Below are 21,503 nucleotides of genomic sequence, written 5' to 3' on the forward strand. Positions count from 1 at the left end.
GCGTCTCCGAAGGTCTAGAAGGGCGTGCGGGCCTCGAGGTTCTTTTCGACCTCGGCCCGAGTGGTCCACAGGGTGCGCAGGGTGTTTTCCGACAGGTGCTTCAGCTGATCGGCCCGGTGCTTGGAGCCGGGCTGGCTGGCGTTGCCATAGCTCATCAGGCCGACGGCCTTAATGGGCGTGGAGAACTCGACCATCGACACCCAGGTCTCGCCGTGCTGCGGCAGGCGTCGGCCGTCCTTGAGCGGGCCCCAGGTGATGGTCCGGAACAGCCCCGTGTTGCCGAAGCCGCCGTTGCCCGGCAGGTCGACGTCGTCGATGGCGAAGCGCGAGACCTCGCCGAACGGCCGGTCGATGGCGCCGTACTTGGCCTTGGCCTCGACGATCGCCGCCTTGAGGAACTCGACCGCCTTGGCCGGATCGGCGACGCCGCTGGGCGTGCCGATCGGGTCGGCGGGCGACCATTTGACCTTGTAGTTGGCCTGGACCAGGAAATTGTTGGGCGCGAACTTGCCGGCCCAGGTCTCGAACAGCAGGGCCGCGCGGCTGTCGCCGGTGGTCTGGCGATCCCAGCCCTTCAGCAGCGCCACCGCGGCCTGGATCTCGGGATCGGGGTCGTTCTGCGCCGCCGCGATCAGGTCGGGCAGCACGCGGTCGGCCATCAGGGTGTGGTGCGAGTGCTTGCGGGCGACGAAGTCCTCGAACGACAGCTTGGCCTTGTCGGCCAGCAGGTGCGTCGATTGCTGGGCCCGCAGCGACATCGGCCCGTTTGGCGCCACATAGGGCGGGAAGTCCTCGTAGCGGATCGCCTGCGGCCAGGTCGACACCCAGGGCGGGTCGTTGGCGTTCTGGACGAAGCCGCTGGCCGGATCGGTGACCTTGGGCAGGTCGTCATAGGACAGGATGTCGGTCCACAGCGTGGCCGAGGTGTCGCCCGGGACGAAGCCGTTCCAGTAGGCGAGATCTCCCTTGTCGTGCTTGGGCAGGATGCCGTTGTCCAGGAACTGGATGTGGCCTTCCTTGTCGGCGTAGACGATGTTGAACTTGGCCACCTGCAGCTTGCGCAGGATCTTCTCGAACTGAGCGAAGCTCTTGGAGAGGCCCATCTCCCAGTACTGGGAAAGGCCGCCGGGGCGATCCAGGCCGGCCACGCGCAGGGCCACGGTCTTGCCGTCCGGGCGATCGAACACCGGGCCATGCACCGACGAGCGGATGGTCAGGGTCTCGGTGCGCAGGGTCCCGTCCGCGCCCTTGATCTTGAAGCTGGCCTGGCGGGTCTGGAACGGCAGCACCTTGCCGTCGAACACGTAACCGCCGTCGGCCAGCTTGAGCTCGTAATTGGTCGAGCCCAGCAGGGTATTGACCGTGTTGGTGAAGCCCATCCGCTGGTTGAAGGCGAAGCGCAGCACCGGCAGGCCCACCTGGGTGGCGCCGTAGATCTGGTAGCCGGGCCCGTTCAGGTCGGCCTCGAAATAGGTGAAGTAGCTGGTCGGCCAGGGCAGGTGCGGATTGGCCAGCAGCATGGCGTTCCCGCTGGCCGACTTCGACGGGGCCACGGCCCAGGCGTTGGAGCCGGCGTTGGCGGCGGGGTTGCTGCCGCCCAGCGTCTTCTCGCGCGGGGCGATGTAGATGAACTGCATCAACCGGTGGGCGTGGGCCATGACGTCGACGCCGGTGACCGGCAGCACGACCTTGACCGCCGGATCGATCTTGTCCGGATGCGCCTTGGCGTAGGCGTTGATGCCCTCGGCGAAGGCGTCGAGATTGGCCCGGAACTGGGCGCTCTCGGCGCGGTACCAGGACGCGGCCCGCCGCGGGACGTCGTTGGCCAGCAGCCAGCGGTCGGAGTCCGCGAAGCTCTCGCCCCAATACTCGGCCGCCCTGCCCCGCGCCTCGCCGTAGAGGTGGATGACCACGTCGCCGTGGTTCTGGGCCTGGGCCCAGCCGAAGCCGTAGAACACGGCCGCGTCGTCCTTGCCGTAGATGTGCGGGACGCCGTAGCTGTCCCACAGGATCTCGCCCCGCCCCGCGAAGCTCTTCGGCGCGGCCTGCGAGAAGCCGCCCGTCAGACCGCCGACGCCGAGCCCCAGCGAGAGGCCGAGGAAGGTGCGCTTGCGCATGCTCAGAAGTCCCACTGCAGGCGGGCGTAGTACGACCCGCCGGTGAAGCCGAACGGCGAGGTGCCGGGGTACTGACCCGAACCGATCGTGGCGTTGAACACGCCGTTGGCCGACGGGTAGATGTTGAACAGGTTGTTGGCCCCGACCGTCGCCGTCACGGCCTTGGTCACCTGGTAGCTGGCTTCCAGATCGGTGATCCACTTGGCGCCGTAGCTGCGATCGTTGGCGACGGTGTTCTGCTCGATCTTGTAGCTGCCGAACCGCGTCTCGCGCAGGTTCACGTTCAGCTTGTTCCACGACCAGTTGGCGCCCAGGCTGACCTTGTCCTTCGGGAAGGCCTTGGTCAGGTAGCCCTGGCTGAGACGGTCGAACAGCACGTAGCTGGACCCCAACGCCGCCAGCTCCGGCGGGTTGTCGATGATGTGGGTGATCTTCGTCTCGTTGTGGTTATAGCCGAGGTTCACGCGCAGCGCGCCGAACGACCCCAGGTCCTGTCGCCAGCTGGCCACCACGTCGACGCCCTTGGTCCGGGTGTCGATGGCGTTGGTGTAGTACTGGGCGCTCAACGAGCTCGCCAGGCCGTTGGCGGCCAGAATGCCGCTGACCGCCGTGCCCGTCAGGGTGCTGGTGATGGCGATGCGGTCGTCGACATCGATCTGGTAGGCGTCGATGGTCACGCTGAGGCGCGGCAGCGGCTCCAGCGTCACGCCCAGGCTGTAGTTCTTGGACGTCTCCGGCGTCAGCGGCTTGGCGCCCAGCGCGATGGCCTCCTTGGAGCCGACCGGCAGGGTCTTGATCTGCAGCAGGTCCAGCACGCCGTTCACCAGGCGGAACTGGCTGGAGCTGGCGGCGTAGTTTTCCTGGGCCAGGCCCGGGGCGCGGAAGCCGGTGCTGGCCGCGCCGCGCACGGCCAGCCAGTCGGTCAGCTCGTAGCGGCCATTGACCTTGCCCACCACCGTGTCGCCCGAAGCGTCGTCATAGTTCTCGTATCGGACCGCCGCGCCCAGGAAGAGCTTGCCCTGGGTGTAGCCGACCTCGCCGTAGCCGGCATAACTGTCGCGCTTGGACTTGCTGGCGTCGCTGGGCTGGAAGCCCGGCGCCGCCTGGGCCCCGGTGGCCGGGCGCTGGCCGGCGAACGGCTGGCCCGTCGGGATGACGTAGGTCCCGGCCGCGTAGCTCAGCGGCTCGCCCTCGCCGACCTGGTAGGTCTCTTGGCGGTACTGACCGCCGAACGAAACCTGGACGTCGCCGCCGCTGGCCAACACGAAGCCGCGCGTCACGTCGATCGAATTGACCCACTCCGACGACACCAGCTTGCCGACATAGAAGCTGGTCGGGCTGTTCGGGCCGAGGCTGGCGTTGATGCTCTCGGACACCCGCTCCTTGGCCAGATCCTTGCCGAAGGTCGACGAGGCGTCCCACGACCAGCCGTGGAAGGTCCCGCGCGCGCCGACGGCGAGGTCGAAGTCCCGCTCCTTGATCACCAGGTTCGGGCGGAAGCCCTCCGGATAGATCTGCGGCAGGGCGTTGACGCTGTTGGGGGCGCGGAAGGTGAACGGCAGGTCCGAGACCCGCTTGCTGACCGTGCCGAACGAATAGACCTCGACCTGGCCCACCTCGTAGTGGCCGTTGTAGCCCAGGTTCACGCCCCACTGGGGCAGGACGCCGTAGTTGCGGGTGACCAGGCGGTCGACCGTGGCCTCGCGTGGGTCGGCGGCCGTGCCGATCTTGGGATAGATCTGGATCGTCGAGGCGACCGGAATGGCGCGGTTCGACAGGGCCTGGTCCTTGGTCGCCACCGACAGGTTCAGGAAGCCCTTGTCGCCCAGATTGAAGCCGTAGTTGCCGACCACCTGGGTGAACTTGCCGTCGTTGCGGTCGAAGTTCTCGCCGTGGGTGACGCTGACCGAGCCCCCGGGCGTCTCCTTGAGGATGATGTTGATGACGCCGGCGATGGCGTCCGAGCCGTACTGGGCGGCGGCGCCGTCGCGCAGCACCTCGATGCGGCCGATCGCCGAGGTCGGCACCAGGTCCAGGTCGGCCGGCACCGAGCCGTTGTACAGCGACGAGACCGAGTTGATCAGCGCGGTCTTGTGGCGGCGTTTCCCGTTGACCAGCACCAGGGTCTGGTCGGGGTTCAGGCCGCGCAGGCCGCCCGTCGAGATCACCGTCGAGGTGCCGCCCCCGGCGCGGGCCGGTAGGTTGAACGAGGGCACCAGGGTCTGCATCGCCTGGAAGACGCCGGCGCGGCCGGTGCGTTCCAGTTCGGCCGAGCCGATCACGTCAATCGGCGTGGCGCTCTTGATCACCGTGCGGGCCGCGCCCCGGGCGCCGGTCACCACCAATTCCTCGACCTCCTGCGGGGCCTCGGCCGCGACGGGCGCGACGGGATCGGCCTGGACGGCCTCGGCCGCCGAGACCGCGCCGGGCGCGCTGGTGCGGATCAGGGCGGGCGCCGGGGTCGCGGTCAGGGCGATCAGGCCGTCCTGCATGATCGCCACCCGCAGCGATGAGCGTTCGATGATCTTGTCCAGCGCCTCGCGCGTCGACATCCGGCCGGTCACCGCGGGCGAGCGCAGGCCCGCGACCTGGTCGTAGGGGTAGAGCAGCCGCACGCCCGACTGCTGCGACAGCGCGTTAAGCGCATTCTGCATTGGCTGGGCGGCGATGTGGAAGTCGGTGGCCTTCTCGGCGGCCGCCGCCGGAAGCGCGGCCATGGCCACGGTGGCCATCAGGACGCCGCGATACCAGAAAGTGGACTTAGACATAAACAACGCCCCCAAGCGCGGTTGAACCGTATCAACCAAGTCGAACGGGCGGCCAGGGCGAGAACCGCCATCCGGGAAGCGAAAATTTTTAGGAGCGCATCACCAGCAGGATGCTGCCGTCGTTGGCGGTGATCGCCTGGACCGGAAAGCTGCCCTCGACGGCGGTCAGGAACTTGGCGGCCTCGTCGACCTCGAAGCGACCGCCGACGCGCAGATTGGCCAGCCGCGGGTCGCCGACGATGATCGGCCGGTCGCGGTAGCGGTTGAACTCGTCCACGGCCTGAGACAGCGTCTCGCCATCCAGCTCGATCACCCCGTCCTGCCAGGCCACGCGCTGGCGCAGCAGGTTCGGGTTCAGGACGGTGGGGGCCACCGCGCCGCCGCGGATCACCGCCCCGTCCCCGGCCGCCACGCGCTGGGCGTCGACGCGCCGGACCGCCGCCACGTTCTCGGCCACCGCCACCACGCCCTCGGTCACGGTCAGCTCGACCACCGCCTCGCGGATGCGGACGTTGAAGGCGGTGCCAACCGCGCGCAGCTTGGCGGCCCCGGCGTCGACCAGGAACGGCCGGTTGGGATCATGCGCCACCTCGAACAGGGCCTCGCCCTTGACCAGGCGCACGCGCCGGCTGTCCTCGCGCAGCGAGACCTCGACCGTCGAGGCGGTGTTCAGGTGGATGCGCGAGCCGTCCGCCAGGCGCACCTCGCGCCGCTCGCCCAGACGAGTGCGATAGAGCTCGACATCCTGGGCGTAGCGCCAGATCGCCGTTCCGACCGCCGCCACCAGCGTGGCCGCCGCCGAGCCGATCAGGATGTTCCGACGGGTCAGGAAGGGATGCGGCGCCGCGGCCGCCTCGGGCTCAGGCTTGGCCTCGACGGGCGGCGGGCAGGCTCGCAGGCGTTCGCCCGCCTCCCAGGCCGCCTCCATGCGCGCGAAGGCGACGGCGTGATGCGGATCGGCCTCGATCCAGTCGTGGATGGCGCGCCGCGCGCGCGCGTCGACGTCGCCTTGCAGCCTAGCGACGAACTCCGACGCCTGCGCCTCGATCGCCTGCCGGCTTTCCGGACCTGCGGGTGATGCGGTCAAAACTGCCTTCCTCGCGCTCGGACATCGCCTTGGCCACGAGCATCACAGCTCTAGCAAGATGCTTCTCGACTGTCGAAACGGATAGCGACATGCGATCCGCTATCTCCTGGAAAGAAACTTCGTGCACCCGGCGCAGGATGAACACTTGGCGGCACTGCGGCGGCAGGGTCTCGATGATCGCCTGCAATTTGCGCAGTTCATCGCGGGCGGTCAGCGAGGCCTCCAGGGAATCATCGACGCGCAAGGCGTCCAGGTCCGCCATGAAGTCCAGCGACACGACCGTGTCCTTGCGGATCGCGTCGATTAGCAGGTTGCGAGCGATGGTATGCAGGTAGCCGCGCCCGGCCGCGCCGATGCGGCCGATATCCTTGGCCGCGTAGGCCCGGGCCAGGCTCTCGGCCACCAGGTTGTCGACGTCGAAGCCCGGCGGGCACAGCCGACGCAGGCGCGAGCGCAGTCCCGCCTCGTGCGGCAGGATCACGGTCTTGAACCAGTTCAGGCGCTCAGTCAGACCGTCCATGCGGGGGCCCCTCCGGCTTGGGGGCGGCGCGGAGGCGCGCCCAGGTCAGGAAATCTCCGCCCACCGACGGTGTCGACGACGAAGCGATGTTTGGGCGCGGCCAGACCGCCGATGATCGGCCCGCGACGCATTCGCGGGCGTCGCGCGAGCTTTCTGGGCGCCGAAGCGTCGCGTGACGCCGGAATGATCGCGGCGATGGCGGAAATCCGCGCCCGATCCGTTTGAGCCGGATAAGGGCCGGAGTGCGACGCGCTCCCGCCGAGGGCGACGTGCGCCGGGAGGGAACAATCTTGAGTGAAGCTTCGGATCGTCGTCGACGGATCAAGTCGATCATCGGCGGCTCGGCCGGCAATCTGGTCGAGTGGTACGACTGGTACGTCTACTCGGCCTTCACCCTCTATTTCGCGCCCAGCTTCTTCCCGTCCGACGACCCGACCGCCCAGCTCCTGAGCGCGGCGGCGATCTTCGCGGTCGGCTTCGTCATGCGCCCGGTCGGCGCGTGGATCATGGGCATCTACGCCGACCGCAAGGGCCGCAAGGCGGGTCTGACCTTCTCGGTGACCCTGATGTGCGCCGGCTCGCTGCTGATCGCCGTGACGCCCGGCTACGACCGCATCGGCATCGCCGCCCCGATCATCCTGCTGGTCGCCCGCCTGCTGCAGGGCCTGTCGGTTGGCGGCGAGTACGGAGCTTCGGCTACCTATCTGTCCGAGATGGCCGGCAAGGAGAACCGAGGCTTCTTCTCCAGCTTCCAGTACGTGACCCTGATCTCGGGCCAGTTGATCGCGCTGTGCGTGCTGCTGGGCCTGCAGGCGACCCTGGCGCCGAAGGACCTGGAGGCGTGGGGCTGGCGCATCCCGTTCGCGGCCGGCGGCGTCCTGGCCGTGGCGGTCTACTATATCCGCCGGGGCCTGGCCGAGACCGAGAGCTTCACAAAGGCCCAAGCTGCCAAGCGCGACGCCCAGGCGGTCTCCAGCGGCTGGGCGTTGTTCCGCGACCACCCGCGTCAGGCCCTGACCGTGATCCTGCTGACCGCCGGCGGCACCTTGGCCTTCTACGCCTACTCGACCTACATGCAGAAGTTCCTGGTCAATACCTCGGGCTTCAGCCGCGAGGCGGCCACCGAGATCACGGCCGCGGCCCTCTTCATCTACATGCTGCTGCAGCCCCTGGCCGGGGCGCTGTCCGACCGCATCGGCCGCAAGCCGCTGATGGTCGGCTTCGGCGTGGCGGGGGTGCTGTTCACCTGGCTGATCTTCCGCACGCTGGAGACCACGACCAGCTCGTTCGTCGCCTTCCTGCTGGTGCTGGCCGCCCTCGTGATCGTCACTGGCTACACGGCCATCAACGCCGTGGTGAAGGCCGAGCTGTTCCCCGCCCACATCCGCGCCCTGGGCGTGGCCCTGCCCTACGCCCTGGCCAACACCGTGTTCGGCGGCACGGCCGAGTACGTGGCGCTGTGGTTCAAGAGCCAGCACCTGGAGCGCGGCTTCTATATCTATGTCACCGCCATGATCGCCGTGTCGCTGGTCGTCTATCTGCGCATGCCCGACACCAAGCATCGCAGCCTCATCGAGGAGGACTGACGCGACGGCGAGGGTCGGCGATCGCTGGCGGAGGCGCATCGAAGGTCACGGGCTGGCGGGCCGCCGAGCCCCTCCCGACGACATCGTGACCATGGACCCGACGCGCCCCGGATCGAAATCAGATCGATTTAGTAGATTTTAAGTTCCGCTGATGACCTGAGCGTTCGCTCTCAGGCCAGCCCCACCGCGGCGAGTTCGCGCTCGGACTGGACGAAGGCGTGGGTCGGCGCGATCTCGCCGCGCCGCTCGACCACCTCGGCCCAGCGGGCGGCCACCTGCTGGCCGGCGTCCGCGGCCGCGCCGATCTGGACGCCGTCAGTCAGGGTGACGTGGGCGGCGGCGAAGTGGCCGGCCCCGGCGCAGAGGATGGCGCGGGTCGGCGCGTCCTCGCCCACCAAGGCCAGCAGGCCGGGGCTGACCAGAGCGGGGTCCAGCCGGCTCAGGCTGTCCTCGGATATCACGCCGTGGGTCATCTGGGTGGCCGCCGTCGGGGCCAGGCAGTTGACCCGGATGTCGGTCTTGGCCCCCTCGATCGCCAGGGTCTGCATCAGCCCGACCAGCGCCATCTTGGCCGCGCCGTAGTTGGCCTGGCCGAAGTTGCCGTAGAGCCCGGAGGACGACGTGGTCATGACGATGCGGCCGTAGTTCTGCGCCCGCATGGTGTCCCAGACGGCCTTGCAGACCACCGCCGCGCCGATCAGGTGGACGTCGACCACCACGCGGAAGTCGGCCAAGTCCATCTTGGCGAACGACTTGTCGCGCAGGATGCCGGCGTTGTTGACCACGATGTCGATGCGCCCGAAGGCGGCCAGGGTCCGCGCGATCATGGCCGCGACGGCGGTCTCGTCGGTGACCGAGGCGGCGACGGTCAGGCGCGACCGCCCAGCCCCTCGATCTCCTCGGCCACGCGATCGGCGGCCGCCTGGGCGATGTCGTTGATCACCACGGCGGCGCCCTGGCTGGCCAGGTAGAGGGCGTGGGCGCGCCCGAGCCCGCCGCCCGAGCCGGTGACGATGGCCACGCGCCCGGCCAGGGGCTTGAAAGGTTCGGTCATCTCGTTCGTTTCCGTCGATGGGGTCAGGGGCAGGCCGGCGTCGGGCCGGCCAGGACCGGCGAGACCAGGCCCACATTCCAGTTCCAGGGCTGGTCGCCGCTGGCCTTGCGGCGGCACACCGCGCGTTCGTGCAGCGCGAACATGCCGGGCATCAGGTCCGTCTCGGCCGTCGGCTTGTCGCGGAAGGCCATGTAGGGACCGCGCGGCGCATAGGGTTTCCAGGCCGCCTCGCCCGCCGCATCGGGCCGTCCCGTGCGGGCGAAACTGGTCCAGTAGCCGATCATGGCGTCCGACAGCCGCGCCTCGTCCGCCGTGTCGGGCGCCTTGGGCCAGCGCGGCGGCGTGCGGTCCAGCGTCCCGAACATATAGGGGATCTCACTGGCGTGGAAGGCGTGCAGCCCGGCCTGGTCCATGGCCGGATAGCCGTGGTCGAACAGATAGAGGAATGACGGCTGGCCGGCCTTGGTCTGGGACCGCGCGAGGCGTTCGGAGGTCCAGCCGTAGAGGGCGTCGCGGGTCGTGGCCAGCACGCTCTCTTCCAGGGTCGCGGCCGGATAGAGCGCCAGGAAGTCGCCGGCCAGGTCGCCGTAACGCGCACGGATCGCCTTCTCGTAGTCCTGCGTGGTCTTCGGGGCGGGCGGCGCCAGAAAGCGCAGGGAGCGGATCTCGCCGCTGTTGAAGCCGACGAGGATCGGCGCGCGGGCCTGCTCGCCGCGATCGAACGCGTCGACCAGCTGGCGCGTGAGCACGACGCCGTCGACGACGCCAAACGGCAGGAAGCCGGCCTGGGCGGCCTTGTCCGTCAGGACTTGCGGATCCATCGCCCGCAGCGCCGCCAGGCTGGGCGCCCCCAGCGCGCCCTGCACATAGACGCCGGCCGCCTCGCCTGACGGCGCGCCGTGGCGGGCGGCCTTCAGCTCGGGCGTGGAGATCATGTAGGCGCTCTGGGCGATCGCCTTGGCGAACAGGCCGCGCGCGGGAGGCGAGACCATCAGGTACATGACGCTGAGCGCCCCAGCGGACTCCCCGGCGATGGTGACGTTGTCCGGGTCGCCGCCGAACGCGGCGATGTTGTTCCGAACCCATTGCAGCGCGGCGATCTGGTCGAGGAGGCCGTAGTTGCCGGAGAGGCCGTCCGGCGTCTCCTTGCTCAGGTCCGGATGGGCCAGATAGCCCAGCGCGCCCAGGCGGTAGTTGATCGTGACCAGGACCGTCCCGGCGGCCGCGTACCGCGCGCCGTTCTGCAGGGCCGACCGACCCGAGCCCGAGGTCAGGGAGCCGCCGTGGATCCAGACGATGACCGGCGCCTTGCCCCGGGTCGACGGCGTCCAGAGGTTCAGGGTCAGGCAGTCCTCGCTGGTGGGGCCGACCTCGCCCGAATAGACCGAGGGCGGACCGGGCGTCGGCTGGACGCAGGCCGGGCCGAACTGGCTGGCGTCGCGGGTTCCGTCCCAGCGCGCGGCCGGCGCGGGAGCTCGCCAGCGTCCAGCACCGACGGGCGGCGCGGCGTAGGGCAGGCCCTTGAAGGCCAGGGTCCCAGCGTCGATGACGCCCGCCACCGTCCCGGCCGGCGCGGCGACCACGGGCCGATCCTCGGCGGCGTGGGCGGCGCCGGCGATCAGCAGCGCGGCGGCGAAGGCGGCCTTCAAAAGGGTCATGGAGCGGCTCCGATCTTGGGGGCCTTGCCGAGGGCCCGCGCCAACAGAAGGAAGAGGCCGATGGCCAGGCCATAGAACGGGACCAGGGTGAACAGCGCCACCTGCAGCGAGTTGTCGGGATGGGCGGCGCGGAAGAAGTCGCTGGCCGCGCCGACATAGGTGGGGCCCAGGCCCAGGCCGATGAAGTTCATCACCAGCAGCAGCAGGGCGCCGGACATCACGCGCTGGTTGGGGCGCACCTCGTTCTGGACCAGGGTCACGGCGGACGACAGATAGACGTGGTTCAGGCACATGGCCGGGAGCAGGCAGGCCAGGGCGACCGGCCAGTGCGGGGCGGCCACGAAACCCAGGTAGCAGGGCACGGCCAGCACCAGCGCGATGGCGGGCGCCAGGCCGTAGGCGCGCTTCGAATGGCGGGTGAAGCGATCGATCAGCCAGCCCGAGCCGAAGATGCCCACGCTCATGCCGACGCCGACGACCACCGCGTACCAGACGGCGACCTCGCCCAGGGTCATTCCCTTCTCGCGCATCAGGAACAGGGTGGCGAAGTTGCCGAGGCCATAGGTGACGAACTGGGTCGCGCCGCTGCCCAGCGAGACGAGCAGCAGAAGCGGGTGCGAGAAGAACATTCGCAGGGTGTCGCCGAAGCCCGCCCGGGCCGGCGCGACGCGCGGCGTCGGGTGATGGTCGAGCCCGCCGCGCTCGGGTTCGCGCACCAAGAACTTAAGGACCAGGGCCGCGACGACGCCGACGGCGCCGGTGATCAGGAAGGCGTCGCGCCAGCTGAACGCCGCGGCCATCGAGGCTCCGAAGGCGATGCCCAGCGCCGCGCCGACCGGCGGGCCCAGATTGTAGAGGCCCAGCGCCCTGCCCCGGCGTCCGGGCGGGAAATAGTCGGTGATGATCGCGTAGGACGGCGGCACGCCCCCGGCCTCGCCGAACCCCACTGTCATCCGCGCCACGGCGAACGCGCCATAGGAGCCGGCCACACCGCAGGCCATGGTCGCCGCGCTCCAGATCCCGCAGGCGACGGCCAGGACGGTCACGCGGTTGGTCCGGTCGGCGAGCCAACCCACCGGAATGGCGATGAAGCAGTAGAAGGCCGCGAAATAGAGACCGCCCAGCAAGCCCAGCTGGCTGTCGGTGATGTGCAGCGTGTCCTGGATCGGCTTGGCCAGGATCGACAGCAGTTGCCGGTCCAGGAAGTTCAGGACGTAGATGAACCACAGGCAGGCCAGGGCGACCCAGGCTCGCCGGTCGGGCGTTCGATCCGGGTTCAGCGCCGTCGACGGGGTGATGGTCGAAGCCATGTCCAGTTCGCCCATCATCGTTCCTCGGATCTTTGGCGGAGAGGCTCGCCCTTCAGGGCCGCGTAGACGCCCCGCTGGTAGGCGGGCAGAGCGCGGCGGCCGGCGGCCCCGACGCCCGTCGCGATCGTCGCGCCCGAGCCGGCGGAGACCGGCACCTGGTGCTGGATCAGGTAGATCATGACCAGGTCGTTGACGGGATCGGCCTGCCACCAGGTGCCGAAGATTCCCGGCCAGGTCATCGAGCCCGGCGCCCCGCAGGCGTAGGGGTTGTCGACCGGGTCCTCGGCGATCGAGACCCCCAGGCCGAAGCCGTTGCTCCGCCACAGCGGCATGCCGGCGAACGGGACCTCGCGCTGAACCTCGGTCAGCCTGTTGGTCCGCATCAGCCGGACGGTCTCGGGACGCAGCAGGCGGACCCCGCCCAGGGCGGCGCCGCCCAGCAGCATGCGCGCGAACCGGTGATAGTCCGAGGCGGTCGAGATCAGCCCGCCGCCGCCCGGCGTATAGGCCGGCGGCTCGTCGTACATCTCGGGCTCGACTTTTGCGAGCCGGCCCGCCGCCTCGTCATAGGCGTAGAGGCTGGCCAGACGGCCGCGCTTGTCGCGCGGAAGCCAAAAGTCGGTGTCCCGCATGCCCAGCGGCGCGAAGATCCGCTCGCGCAGGACCTCGGCCAGCGGCTTGCCCTCGACCCGGCCGATCAGGAAGCCCAGTACGTCGGTCGAGTGGCCGTAGTGGAAGCGTTCGCCGGGCTGATAGGCCAGCGGCAGGCCGCCCAGCGCGGCTAGCCACTCGTCGGGCGTCAGGCGGGTCATGGCCGGATCGCCCAGCGCGCGCTCATAGGCCTGCTTGAGCGGACCTTCCGAGAAGAAGGCGTAGGCGAGCCCTGCGCGGTGGGTCAGCAGGTCCTCGACGGTGATCGGACGCCGGGCCGGCGTCGTGTCGCGCAATGGGCCGGCGGCGTCGCGCAGCACGAGCGGATCGGCCAGTTCCGGGATCCAGCGGGCGATCGGATCCTCGAGGGCCAGCCTGCCCTCCTCGATCAGCATCAGGGCCGCCACCGAGGTGATCGGCTTGGTCATCGAAGCGATGCGGAACAGGGTGTCGGGCCGCATCGGGGCCTTGGCCTCGATGTCGCGCCAGCCCAGCGCCTCGGACTGGACGATCTCGCCGCCGCGCGAGGTCAGGGTCACGACGCCCGCCAACTCGCCCCGGTCGACGAACCCCCGCAGCGTGGATCCGACCTCGGCGAGCCTGTCGGGATCGAAACCCTGGGCGCGGCGGACATCGTCGTCGATCATGAAGGAAGGCGCTCCGGCCGGGGTATGCAGAGGGCCGCGGGGGTGGCGGCAAGACCATGCCCCTGCGGCGGGTCGGACGGCCGGGGCAGCGGCCGCCGACAATGAATGCGGACCGGTCAGAAGGTCTTCCGCAGGTTCACGGCCACGAAGCGTCCGATCGGGTTGTAGGTCCCGCCCACGCCGTCGGTGGCCGGGAAGAACGGCGGCGTCTTGTCGAACAGGTCGTTCACCTGCAGCGACAGTTCCGAACCCTTGGTCAGCCCGGTGGCGGGCAGGGTCATCGAGACGCGCAGGTCGACGGTCGTGTAGGCGTCGGCGCTGTACGTGCTCGTGCCCGTCGGCGTGGCGTAGGTGTTGGTGACGCCGTCGCGGTAGTTGACGAAGCCGACCACGGTCACCGAGCCGGCGCTCAGGCCCGCCGTGGTCCGGACCGTCGCCTTGGGCACGCCCAGCTTCAGAGCGTTGGAGACCGGCGCGGTCGGCGAGAGCTGGGTGTCGAACTTGAAGATGTAGTTGCCGGCGACGCCGCCGAACACGCTGCCGAAGCCGGTCGCGCGGCGGTAGCCGACGTCGAAGTCCAGGCCGTTGGTCTTGCGGACGCCGAAGTTGCCGCGCCGTAGGTCCAGGGCGTTGCCGATCGCCGGCAGGGGCGTCGGCAGGTTGACCGGCACCGCCAGCGCCAGGAGGCCCGAGAGCTGGGTCGCCGAAGGATTGCGGTAGACGACCGAGGCGAAGGTCGGGTCGGTGAAGACCAGGCTGGTGGGCGGCGTGCCGATCACGTCGGTGAAGTTGATGTCGTAGAAGGTCACGCTGGCCCGCGCCCCCGGCAGGAAGCGGGGCGTGAAGTCGGCGCCGACCGAATAGGTCCTCGCCTTCTCGGGCTGCAGGCTCTTGTTGCCGCCCAGCAGGTAGACCGTATTGACCTGGGCGCTTCCGCGCGTCGGGTCGCGGGCCGCCACGGCCGCCGTCGCGGCGTCCAGATAGTAGGCCCCGACGGTGGCGCCGACATCGCGCAGGCCGGGCGCCCGGAACGAGCGGCCGTACGTGCCGCGCAGCGTCAGCCCCTCGACCGGATCCCAGTTCACGCCGACCTTCGGATTCTTGGTCGAGCCGAAGTCGCTGTAATGGTCGTAGCGGCCCGACAGCGACAGCGACAGCCGATGCAGGAAGGGCTTCTCGTTGGCTGCGCCGACGATCGGCACGAAGAGTTCGCCGTAGATCGACTTGATGTTGCGCCCCAGGTTCTCGGGAACCGGCGTCGCCCCGACGAAGCCCCGCTGTTGGAAGGTCTCGCGCCGATACTCCGCGCCCGCCGCGATCTTCAGCTCGCCGCCGGGCAAGTCCAGCAGTCCCCCGTCGACCTTGACCGCGCCCAGCTTGGTGCGCTGCTGGATCGTGACGCTGGTCGAATAGTTGGTGATGGCGTTGACCACCGAGGCGCTGGTCCCGGCGCCGAACGGATCCAGGGCCGTCGCGGCCGTAGTTCCGGCCGCCGCCGCGGACAGGGCCACGGGGTTGATCATCGGCTGGAAGGCGACGTGCTCGGCCCAGTCATAGGTGCCGTAGGCGCTGAGGTTGAAGTCGCGCGGCAGCCGCACGTCGACGCCGGCGGACGCGTTGCCGGCCTTCACGCGGTAGGTCTGCTCGAAGTGGTCGGCGCCGACCAGGTTGTCGGGGCGGAAGTAGACGACCGCGGCCGTCGCGGCGGTCCCGGGCGGCGCCTTGAAGAACGGATTGGCGGCGGTCAGCACCACGGTCTGGGCCGGGATCGCCGCCTGGACCGTGTCCTTGCGGTCCGAGTACAGCAGGTCGCCCCACAGGGTGACGCGCTCGCCGACCTCCTGCCGGCCGGTCACGAAGGCGCTGTGCAGGCGCGAGGCCGGGACCAGGTCCACCGGGCCGCCGGTGTCGCAGTAGTTGGTGCTGTTCGGCGCCAGGCCCGGCGCGCCATAGACCGTGGTCCCGACGACCACGTTCGGGGCGGGACAGCTGGTCCCCCGCGCGTCGACACCGCCATAGGACCGGAAGTCCACGACGCGATAGTCGCGATCGGCGCCCGTGACGTTGCCGTTCTCCGCGTACTGGTAGGCGGCTAGGATCGAGCCCGTCCCCCACTCGCGGCCGGCCAGGCCGCTGACGCTGAACGTGTGATAGTCGTCGGCCACGCCGTAGCGCGTCGACAGCTCGACGCCGGAATAGCGCTTGCGGGTGATGAAGTTGACGACCCCGGCGATGGCGTCCGAGCCGTAGATCGACGAGGCGCCGTCCGCGACGATCTCCACCCGCTCGATCGCCAGGTCCGGCAGGAAGGGGAAATCCGGATTGGTCTCGTTGGCGCCGCCCGCGACCACGCGGTGGCCGTTCAGCAGCGGCAGGGTCGCCGTCGCCGGCAGGCTGCGCATGCCCGGCGCGAACGAACCGGCCCCGGCGTTATTGGCCCTCGGCGCGGTGTTGAAGCTGTTCAGTTGCGGCACGCTGGCCAGCAGGTCGGGCGTGGTGGTCGCGCCGATGACCTTGATGTCGTCGCGCGAGACGCTGATCAGGTTCGAGCCGATCGGCGGGACGCCCCGGATGCTGGAGCCGGTCACGACGATGGCTTCCAGCGTGTTTTCTTCGCTCGCCGGCGGCGGGCTGGCCGTCTGCGCCGAGACCTGCCCGGCGAGCAGGATAGCCAGCAGCGACGTGCCCGACAGCGCGATCTGGCGCGCGGTTTTCCAGGTTTGCATTCAACCCTCCCCTTTATTTTTTAGCTTGCCCAAGGCGTAGCCCAAGGCGGGGAGGTTCGTCAATTTCATTTATTTAGCACTAAATGAAATTTCTACAGACCCTTGCTTGACCCTTCGGGGCCGCCGCCTCATCGTCGTTTTTGAATCGGTTGGAGAGCGTCTTCACCGGACGGATCCAAGAAGGCCGGGACTCATGGCAGCAGCGCCGAAAGCCGAAGGACGTCGCACGCGCGCCGAGCAGCGGGCCTCGACCGTGAAGACGATCCTGGACACCGCCGAGGACCTGTTCGCCCAGCTCGGCTACTTCGGGGTGACCATCAAGGACGTGGCCGACCGGATGGGCATCCACCCGGCGCTGATCCACTACTATTTCGATGGCAAGAAGGCGCTGTTCGACGCCGTCTTCGAGCGCCGCGTGGAATACGCCGTGACGACGCGCACGGCCGGCCTGGACGCCTACGAGGCGCAGGTCGGCGACCACCCCACCGTCGAGGGCGCGCTGCGCGCCTATTACGACCAGGCGTTCGACGTCTACATCAACGGCGACGAGGGCTGGCGCAACTTCGGCCGCATCTTCGCCCAGGTGAACAACGCCCCCGGCTACGGCGCCGAGAAGATGGACACCTATTTCGACCCGATGGTGCTGCGCCTGATCGGCCTGCTGCAGAAGGCCCTGCCCGACGCCGCGCCCGAGGACCTGTTCTGGAGCTTCCAGTTCACCTCGGGGGCCTATTCGCTGATCTTGTCGCGGACCGGCCGCATCGACCGCCTGTCGGGCGACCTGTGCAAGTCCGACGACTTCGAGGCCGTCCGCGAGCGCTTCGTGACCTTCATGGCCGGCGGCTTCGACGCGCTCCACCGCCGCCACGAGGCCAAAGCCTAGGCGACCTTCGCCGCAGCCATCAGCCGCGCCTCGCGCAGCGCCGCCCGTCGCACCTTGCCGGCCTCGTCGCGCAGGGGCTCGGCCGTGAATTCGATGCTTCTGGGCAGCTTGTAGCGGGTCAAGCGGTCGGCGGCGAAGTCGAGCAGTTCGCCTGCCTCCAGCCCGCTGTCCTCGACCGCCTGGACGATGGCGTGGACGCGCGCGCCCCAGTCCTCGTCCGGCAGCCCGATCACCGCGCTGCCGCGCACCGCCGGGTGGGCGTCGAGCACGGCCTCGACCTCGGCCGGATAGATGTTGGCGCCGCCTGAGATGATCAGGTCGTTGCGACGGTCTGACAGGTAGAGATAGCCGTCGGCGTCGACGGACCCCAGGTCGCCGGGCGCTTCCCACTCGCCACGGCGACGGGCCTCGCTGCCCAGGTAGTGATAGGTCGAGCCCGCCCCGCCCTGAGGTCGGAAGAACACCTCGCCGACCTCGCCGACCGGCAGCTCGCGCCCCTCCGCGTCGAGGATCTTCAACGCGTAGCCCTCGCGAACCCGCCCGACCGAGCCGCGATGGGTCAGCCAGTCGGTCCCGGAGATCATCGTCGAGCCGGTCCCCTCGGTGGTGCCGTAATATTCCCAGACCCGCTCGCTCCCGAGCCAGTCGATCCAGGCCTCCTTGAGCCACGGCGCGCACGGCGCGGCCATGTGCAGCATCATCCGCAGGCTGGGCAGGGAGAAGCCCGACAGAACGTCGGGGCCCAGGCGCCAGATGCGGTTCATCATGGTCGGCACCATGGTCACCCAGTTGACGCCATGCGCCTGGATCAGCCGCAGCGCGCGCAGCGGATCGAACTTGCCCATCTCGACGATCGTCGCGCCGACGAACAGGCCCATGTGGATGCAGTGGAACGGGGCGTTGTGATAGAGCGGCCCCGGGTTGAGGATCACGTCGCCGGGCCGCTGGCCCAGGAACCCTCCTCCGGATTCCAGGCGGCCGGCATGGCGTCTACGATCACCTTGGGGCGGCCGGTGGAGCCGCCGCTGGTCATCGCCTTCCAGTGAGGCGAGACCACCTCGGGCAGAGCTTCGGCCGAATAGCCCTCGGGCGATGCGCCCTCCCCTAGCGCCGGAACGCCGGGTCCGGGCGGGACGCCGACGAACAGCCTGGGACGGACGATGTCGAGGATCGCCTCCATCTCGGGGCGCGCCAGCTTGGCGGCGACGATGTTGGGGATCGCGCCCAGCTTCCAGATCGCGAAGACGGTCTCGTAGAACGCCTGGCCATTGGGCAGCGCCACCGTGACGAAGTCACCCTGGGCGACGCCATGCGCCGCAAGCATGCGCGCCCGCCGGTTCGTGCTTACGTCCAGCGCCTCGTACGAGACCGGCCGCTCGTCCACGATCAGCGCGGCCCTGCCCGGCGACCGGCGCGCATGGTGAGTCAGTATGGTGCTGAGCGCGACGCGACCGATCGACATAAAGACCTCCCTGGCGGCCCTCCCCCACGGCGTCGTCTTCGGGACGCTTCGAACGGGTGGCGGTTGAATACCAATTTCATTAATTTAGTAGTGAATAAATTAAAAGCGGATTTTCGACCACGTTCGCCGGACCGCCCGATCAGGCGCGGTAGTCGTGCGCGCCGCCTTCCAGCCGCATGCGCAGCGCGCCGTCCGCCTCGCGCCGCCACAGCCGCAGGCCGCCGCCGCTGACGACGCCGCCGTCCTGGCCGGCGCGCCAGTCGACCCGGAATCGCGAATATTCCAGGACATGGCCGGGCAGGACCTCGAAGCCGTCGTTGTAGACCTTGACCTGGAACGTCGCGCCCGAGCCGTTGGCGACATAGGCCCGCAGATAGGGCGCGATCCGCGCCATGGTGCTCAAGGGGCGCTCGGCGAAGGGCATGATCACCGCGTCGTCTGCATAGACCGACAGGCGCGCCTCGGCGTCGTGCGTCGCCACGCCCCTGGCGATGCGGGCGTTCAGCGCCGCCAGCTCGGCGGCGACGGTGGGATCGCCGCCAGGCGGCGACACGCCCGCGTCCTCGGCCACGAGTTCGGCGACGTGATCCTGGTCCGGCCGGGCGCGACGCGCGGCGTAGCCCATCACGTCGGCCAGCAGGCGCGGCTTTCCCGCCCCTCGCCAGACGTGGATGTAGTTGCCTTCGATCCGCTCGGCCGCGCCGTCCGCCCAGAGCCGCTGCTCCACCCAGGTTCCGTACGTCACCGAGGTCTCGCCCAGATCCACGCGGCCCATCGGCGAAAAGACCAGATCCCGCGCTCGCCGGCTTTGCAGCATCCGCTGGCGATAGGCCAGGATCGCCGCGCGGCCGCGCAGCGCGGGCTGGGCGTCCACACAGCTGCGCGCGGCCGGCAGATAGAACCCGGCGATTGCGGCCGCGTCGCCGGTCACGAAGGCGGCGGCCAGGGCGGTCTCCGCGGTGGCGACCGGATCGGCGGCGTCGCCCAGGCCCCGCATCGGCAAGGCGGCCGCCAGCAGCAGGGCCTGGCGTCGGGACAGGTCGGACATGGCGGCGCTCCTCGATCCGTCCGGGTGGCCGCCCGAATGGCGCCGGCGAAACCGCGATGATCCAAGTCCGGCCCGTCGAACGGGACCGCCGGATCGGCGAACGGGCCCGCGACGTCGCGACGCCGTGCTAGACTGGTGGCCCGGACGATCGGAACGGCGACGGAGGGCTCGCTGAAGACCATGCTGGCGCGCCGCCTGCTGACCTTTGTCGCCTCGGCCTGGACGCTGGTGGCGCTGTTCAACGCCACGCAATGGCGGCTAATCGACCTGTCGTACGGCAAGGACCAGCCCTGGACGCAGTACCTGGCGCCGGCTTTCATGGCCAACGCCCTGTGGGCCCTGCTGACCCTGGCGATCATCGGCCTGGCGCTGAAGCTGCCGCCGAAGGGGCCGCATCGGGCGCGGAACCTGGCCCTGCACGCGCTGCTGGGCTCGACGGTGGCGGTGACCCACTCCCTGATCTACGTGGCGCTGCTGAGCCTGACGAGCGGCAAGTCGCTGGAGGACGCCACCGCCCTGCTGGCCCAGAAGCTGGCGACCACCTTCCAGATCAACCTGCTGATCTATGTGGTCGTGGCCGGCGGGGTGTTCGGCTATCAGGCGCTGAGCGACCTGCGCCGCCGCGAGCTTGAGCAGGCCCGCCTCGAGACCCAGCTGGCCCAAACCTCCGCCGCGGCGCTGAAGGCCCAGTTGCAGCCGCACTTCCTGTTCAACGCCCTTAACGCGATCTCGGCCCTGATCCGCTCCAATCCCCTGGAGGCCGAGCGCATGCTGGCCCGGCTGGGCGACCTTCTGCGCCTGTCGCTGGACGGCGCCGCCCCCCAGGAGCGCTCCCTGGCCGAGGAGCTGGCGTTCGTCGACGCGTACCTGGCCGTCGAGCAGTACCGCCTGGGGTCGCGCCTGACCGTCCGCACCGATCTGGCCGCCGGCGTCGAGGCCGCGCGGCTGCCGACCCTGATCCTGCAGCCGCTGGTCGAGAACGCCGTCCGCCACGGCGTCGCGCCCTCGCGGCGAGCCTGCACGCTGCAGATCCGCGCCGCCCTGGCCGACCAGCACCTGGACCTCTCGGTCGAGGACGACGGCGTCGGCGCGGCGACCGTCGTCGAGGGCGTCGGTCTGGGCAACGCGCGCCAGAGGCTATCGCACCTCTATGGCGACCAGGCCTGCCTGACCGTCACTTCCAGGCCCGGCCAGGGCTTCACCGTCCGACTGACGGCGCCGCAGCCATGCGCATCCTGATCGCCGACGACGAGCCGCTGTCGCGGCTGCGGATCCGGGCGCTGCTGGAGACCGCCCCCGACGTGCTCGTCGCCGGCGAGGCGCAGGATGGGATCGCGGCCGAGGCGCTGATCCGCGACCTGCGCCCCGACGCCGTCTTCCTGGATATCCAGATGCCCGGCGCCAGCGGACTGGACGTCATCGACGGCCTGGCGCCGGCCGAGCGACCGCTGACGGTCTTCCTGACCGCCTTCGACCAGTTCGCGGTGCGGGCCTTCGAGGCCGAGGCGGTCGACTATCTGCTGAAGCCCTTCGACGATGTGCGCTTCGCCGGCATGCTGGAGCGTCTGCGCAAGCGCCTGGCCGCGCGCCCTGGCGCGCAGCTGTCGGCCCGCTCGCGCGGCCGGCTGACCCGCATCGACCTGGCGGCGATCGACTGGCTGGCCGCCGCCGGCGACTATGTCGAGGTTCATGCCGAGGGACGAACCCACCTGCTGGACGAGACCCTGGCGGGCCTGTCGACCAGGCTGCCGGCCGGTGCCTTCGCCCGGATCCACCGTTCGACCCTGGTCCGGCTGGACAGGGTCCGGGCCCTTGAATCGGCGGGCCATGGCGACGGCGTCGTGGTGTTGTCCTCCGGCGAGCGACTGCGCCTGAGCCGTCGCTATCGCGCGGCGTTCCTGGCCGCTCTGTCCAGCTCGACGTCCGCCTGATCCCGCCCGCCGGCCGGCGATTGACGCCCCCGGCCCCGTCGGCGAGCGGTTTGAT

General features: G+C 69.7%; 15 protein-coding genes and 1 pseudogene. 4 read left to right on the top strand and 12 right to left on the bottom strand.

Features of this window, described 5'->3' with window-relative positions; translation table 11 throughout:
• Positions 1 to 14: 14 nt before the first annotated feature.
• The 4 genes from K8940_RS15875 to K8940_RS15890 all read right to left on the bottom strand — a co-directional run bounded on the left by K8940_RS15875 (position 15) and on the right by K8940_RS15890 (position 6,492).
• Positions 15 to 2,117, bottom strand: a complete 2,103-nt coding sequence (locus tag K8940_RS15875) for a penicillin acylase family protein (protein ID WP_223391010.1) — start codon at positions 2,115 to 2,117, stop codon at positions 15 to 17.
• Positions 2,118 to 2,119: 2 nt separating this feature from the next.
• A complete protein-coding gene (locus K8940_RS15880; RefSeq protein WP_223391012.1) occupies positions 2,120 to 4,885 on the bottom strand; it encodes a TonB-dependent receptor plug domain-containing protein in 2,766 nt (921 codons plus the stop codon).
• 88 nt (positions 4,886 to 4,973) lie between these two features.
• Entirely contained in the window at positions 4,974 to 5,972 is a 999-nt protein-coding gene (locus tag K8940_RS15885; protein ID WP_223391014.1) for a FecR family protein, read from the bottom strand.
• Positions 5,902 to 6,492: an RNA polymerase sigma factor gene (locus tag K8940_RS15890; RefSeq protein WP_223391017.1), complete on the bottom strand. Its 591-nt coding sequence runs from the start codon at positions 6,490 to 6,492 to the stop codon at positions 5,902 to 5,904. The genes K8940_RS15885 and K8940_RS15890 overlap by 71 nt, the downstream gene beginning before the upstream one ends.
• Before the next feature lie 290 nt (positions 6,493 to 6,782).
• On the opposite strand from K8940_RS15890, the gene K8940_RS15895 reads away from it, so the two are divergent.
• Positions 6,783 to 8,078, top strand: coding sequence for an MFS transporter (locus tag K8940_RS15895; RefSeq protein WP_223391018.1), 1,296 nt, complete (start codon positions 6,783 to 6,785; stop codon positions 8,076 to 8,078).
• 170 nt (positions 8,079 to 8,248) lie between these two features.
• Here K8940_RS15895 and K8940_RS15900 read toward each other — a convergent pair.
• From K8940_RS15900 to K8940_RS15920, 5 genes and pseudogenes are all read right to left on the bottom strand, one after another.
• A pseudogene (locus tag K8940_RS15900) lies at positions 8,249 to 9,132 on the bottom strand (SDR family NAD(P)-dependent oxidoreductase).
• 23 nt (positions 9,133 to 9,155) lie between these two features.
• On the bottom strand, positions 9,156 to 10,790 hold the full coding sequence (locus K8940_RS15905; RefSeq protein ID WP_223391020.1) for a carboxylesterase/lipase family protein: 1,635 nt from the start codon (positions 10,788 to 10,790) through the stop codon (positions 9,156 to 9,158).
• The gene (locus tag K8940_RS15910) at positions 10,787 to 12,115 is read right to left on the bottom strand and encodes a spinster family MFS transporter (RefSeq protein WP_411675559.1); all 1,329 of its coding nucleotides are present in this window, start codon (positions 12,113 to 12,115) and stop codon (positions 10,787 to 10,789) included. The genes K8940_RS15905 and K8940_RS15910 overlap by 4 nt, the downstream gene beginning before the upstream one ends.
• Entirely contained in the window at positions 12,115 to 13,398 is a 1,284-nt protein-coding gene (locus K8940_RS15915) for a serine hydrolase domain-containing protein (protein ID WP_223391022.1), read from the bottom strand. The genes K8940_RS15910 and K8940_RS15915 overlap by 1 nt, the downstream gene beginning before the upstream one ends.
• Positions 13,399 to 13,514: 116 nt before the next feature.
• Positions 13,515 to 16,124: a TonB-dependent receptor plug domain-containing protein gene (locus tag K8940_RS15920; protein WP_223391024.1), complete on the bottom strand. Its 2,610-nt coding sequence runs from the start codon at positions 16,122 to 16,124 to the stop codon at positions 13,515 to 13,517.
• A gap of 193 nt (positions 16,125 to 16,317) precedes the next feature.
• Between K8940_RS15920 and K8940_RS15925 the strand changes: the two genes are divergently transcribed.
• Positions 16,318 to 17,007, top strand: coding sequence for a TetR/AcrR family transcriptional regulator (locus tag K8940_RS15925; protein WP_223391026.1), 690 nt, complete (start codon positions 16,318 to 16,320; stop codon positions 17,005 to 17,007).
• Here the strand turns inward: K8940_RS15925 and K8940_RS15930 are convergent.
• The 3 genes from K8940_RS15930 to K8940_RS15940 form a co-directional block, all read right to left on the bottom strand.
• A complete protein-coding gene (locus K8940_RS15930; protein WP_223391027.1) occupies positions 17,004 to 17,939 on the bottom strand; it encodes an AMP-binding protein in 936 nt (311 codons plus the stop codon). The two genes, K8940_RS15925 and K8940_RS15930, sit on opposite strands and share 4 nt — an antisense overlap.
• Positions 17,936 to 18,469 carry an AMP-binding protein gene (locus K8940_RS15935; protein ID WP_223391028.1) on the bottom strand — a complete coding sequence of 178 codons (534 nt, stop codon included), beginning with the start codon at positions 18,467 to 18,469 and terminating at the stop codon, positions 17,936 to 17,938. Before K8940_RS15935 ends, K8940_RS15930 begins: the two co-directional genes overlap by 4 nt.
• A 139-nt stretch (positions 18,470 to 18,608) precedes the next feature.
• On the bottom strand, positions 18,609 to 19,517 hold the full coding sequence (locus K8940_RS15940) for a YybH family protein (RefSeq protein WP_223391030.1): 909 nt from the start codon (positions 19,515 to 19,517) through the stop codon (positions 18,609 to 18,611).
• Between the two features lie 135 nt (positions 19,518 to 19,652).
• Between K8940_RS15940 and K8940_RS15945 the strand changes: the two genes are divergently transcribed.
• On the top strand, positions 19,653 to 20,756 hold the full coding sequence (locus K8940_RS15945; protein ID WP_223391031.1) for a sensor histidine kinase: 1,104 nt from the start codon (positions 19,653 to 19,655) through the stop codon (positions 20,754 to 20,756).
• Complete coding sequence (locus K8940_RS15950) at positions 20,744 to 21,448, top strand: LytR/AlgR family response regulator transcription factor (RefSeq protein WP_223391032.1); 705 nt, start codon at positions 20,744 to 20,746, stop codon at positions 21,446 to 21,448. Before K8940_RS15945 ends, K8940_RS15950 begins: the two co-directional genes overlap by 13 nt.
• The last annotated feature ends 55 nt before the right edge of the window (positions 21,449 to 21,503 follow it).

This window comes from Caulobacter segnis, from assembly GCF_019931575.1.
In the GTDB taxonomy this organism is placed as follows: domain Bacteria; phylum Pseudomonadota; class Alphaproteobacteria; order Caulobacterales; family Caulobacteraceae; genus Caulobacter; species Caulobacter segnis_C.

Excerpts from the sequence above, each read along its gene's own strand:
- K8940_RS15950 (WP_223391032.1), top strand. The coding sequence starts at position 20,744 with ATGCGCATCCTGATCGCCGACGACGAGCCGCTGTCGCGGCTGCGGATC.
- K8940_RS15935 (WP_223391028.1), bottom strand. The coding sequence starts at position 18,469 with ATGTCGATCGGTCGCGTCGCGCTCAGCACCATACTGACTCACCATGCG.
- K8940_RS15880 (WP_223391012.1), bottom strand. The coding sequence starts at position 4,885 with ATGTCTAAGTCCACTTTCTGGTATCGCGGCGTCCTGATGGCCACCGTG.
- K8940_RS15875 (WP_223391010.1), bottom strand. The coding sequence starts at position 2,117 with ATGCGCAAGCGCACCTTCCTCGGCCTCTCGCTGGGGCTCGGCGTCGGC.
- K8940_RS15905 (WP_223391020.1), bottom strand. The coding sequence starts at position 10,790 with ATGACCCTTTTGAAGGCCGCCTTCGCCGCCGCGCTGCTGATCGCCGGC.
- K8940_RS15920 (WP_223391024.1), bottom strand. The coding sequence starts at position 16,124 with ATGCAAACCTGGAAAACCGCGCGCCAGATCGCGCTGTCGGGCACGTCG.
- K8940_RS15890 (WP_223391017.1), bottom strand. The coding sequence starts at position 6,492 with ATGGACGGTCTGACTGAGCGCCTGAACTGGTTCAAGACCGTGATCCTG.
- K8940_RS15910 (WP_411675559.1), bottom strand. The coding sequence starts at position 12,115 with ATGGGCGAACTGGACATGGCTTCGACCATCACCCCGTCGACGGCGCTG.
- K8940_RS15925 (WP_223391026.1), top strand. The coding sequence starts at position 16,318 with ATGGCAGCAGCGCCGAAAGCCGAAGGACGTCGCACGCGCGCCGAGCAG.
- K8940_RS15915 (WP_223391022.1), bottom strand. The coding sequence starts at position 13,398 with ATGATCGACGACGATGTCCGCCGCGCCCAGGGTTTCGATCCCGACAGG.
- K8940_RS15940 (WP_223391030.1), bottom strand. The coding sequence starts at position 19,517 with ATGTCCGACCTGTCCCGACGCCAGGCCCTGCTGCTGGCGGCCGCCTTG.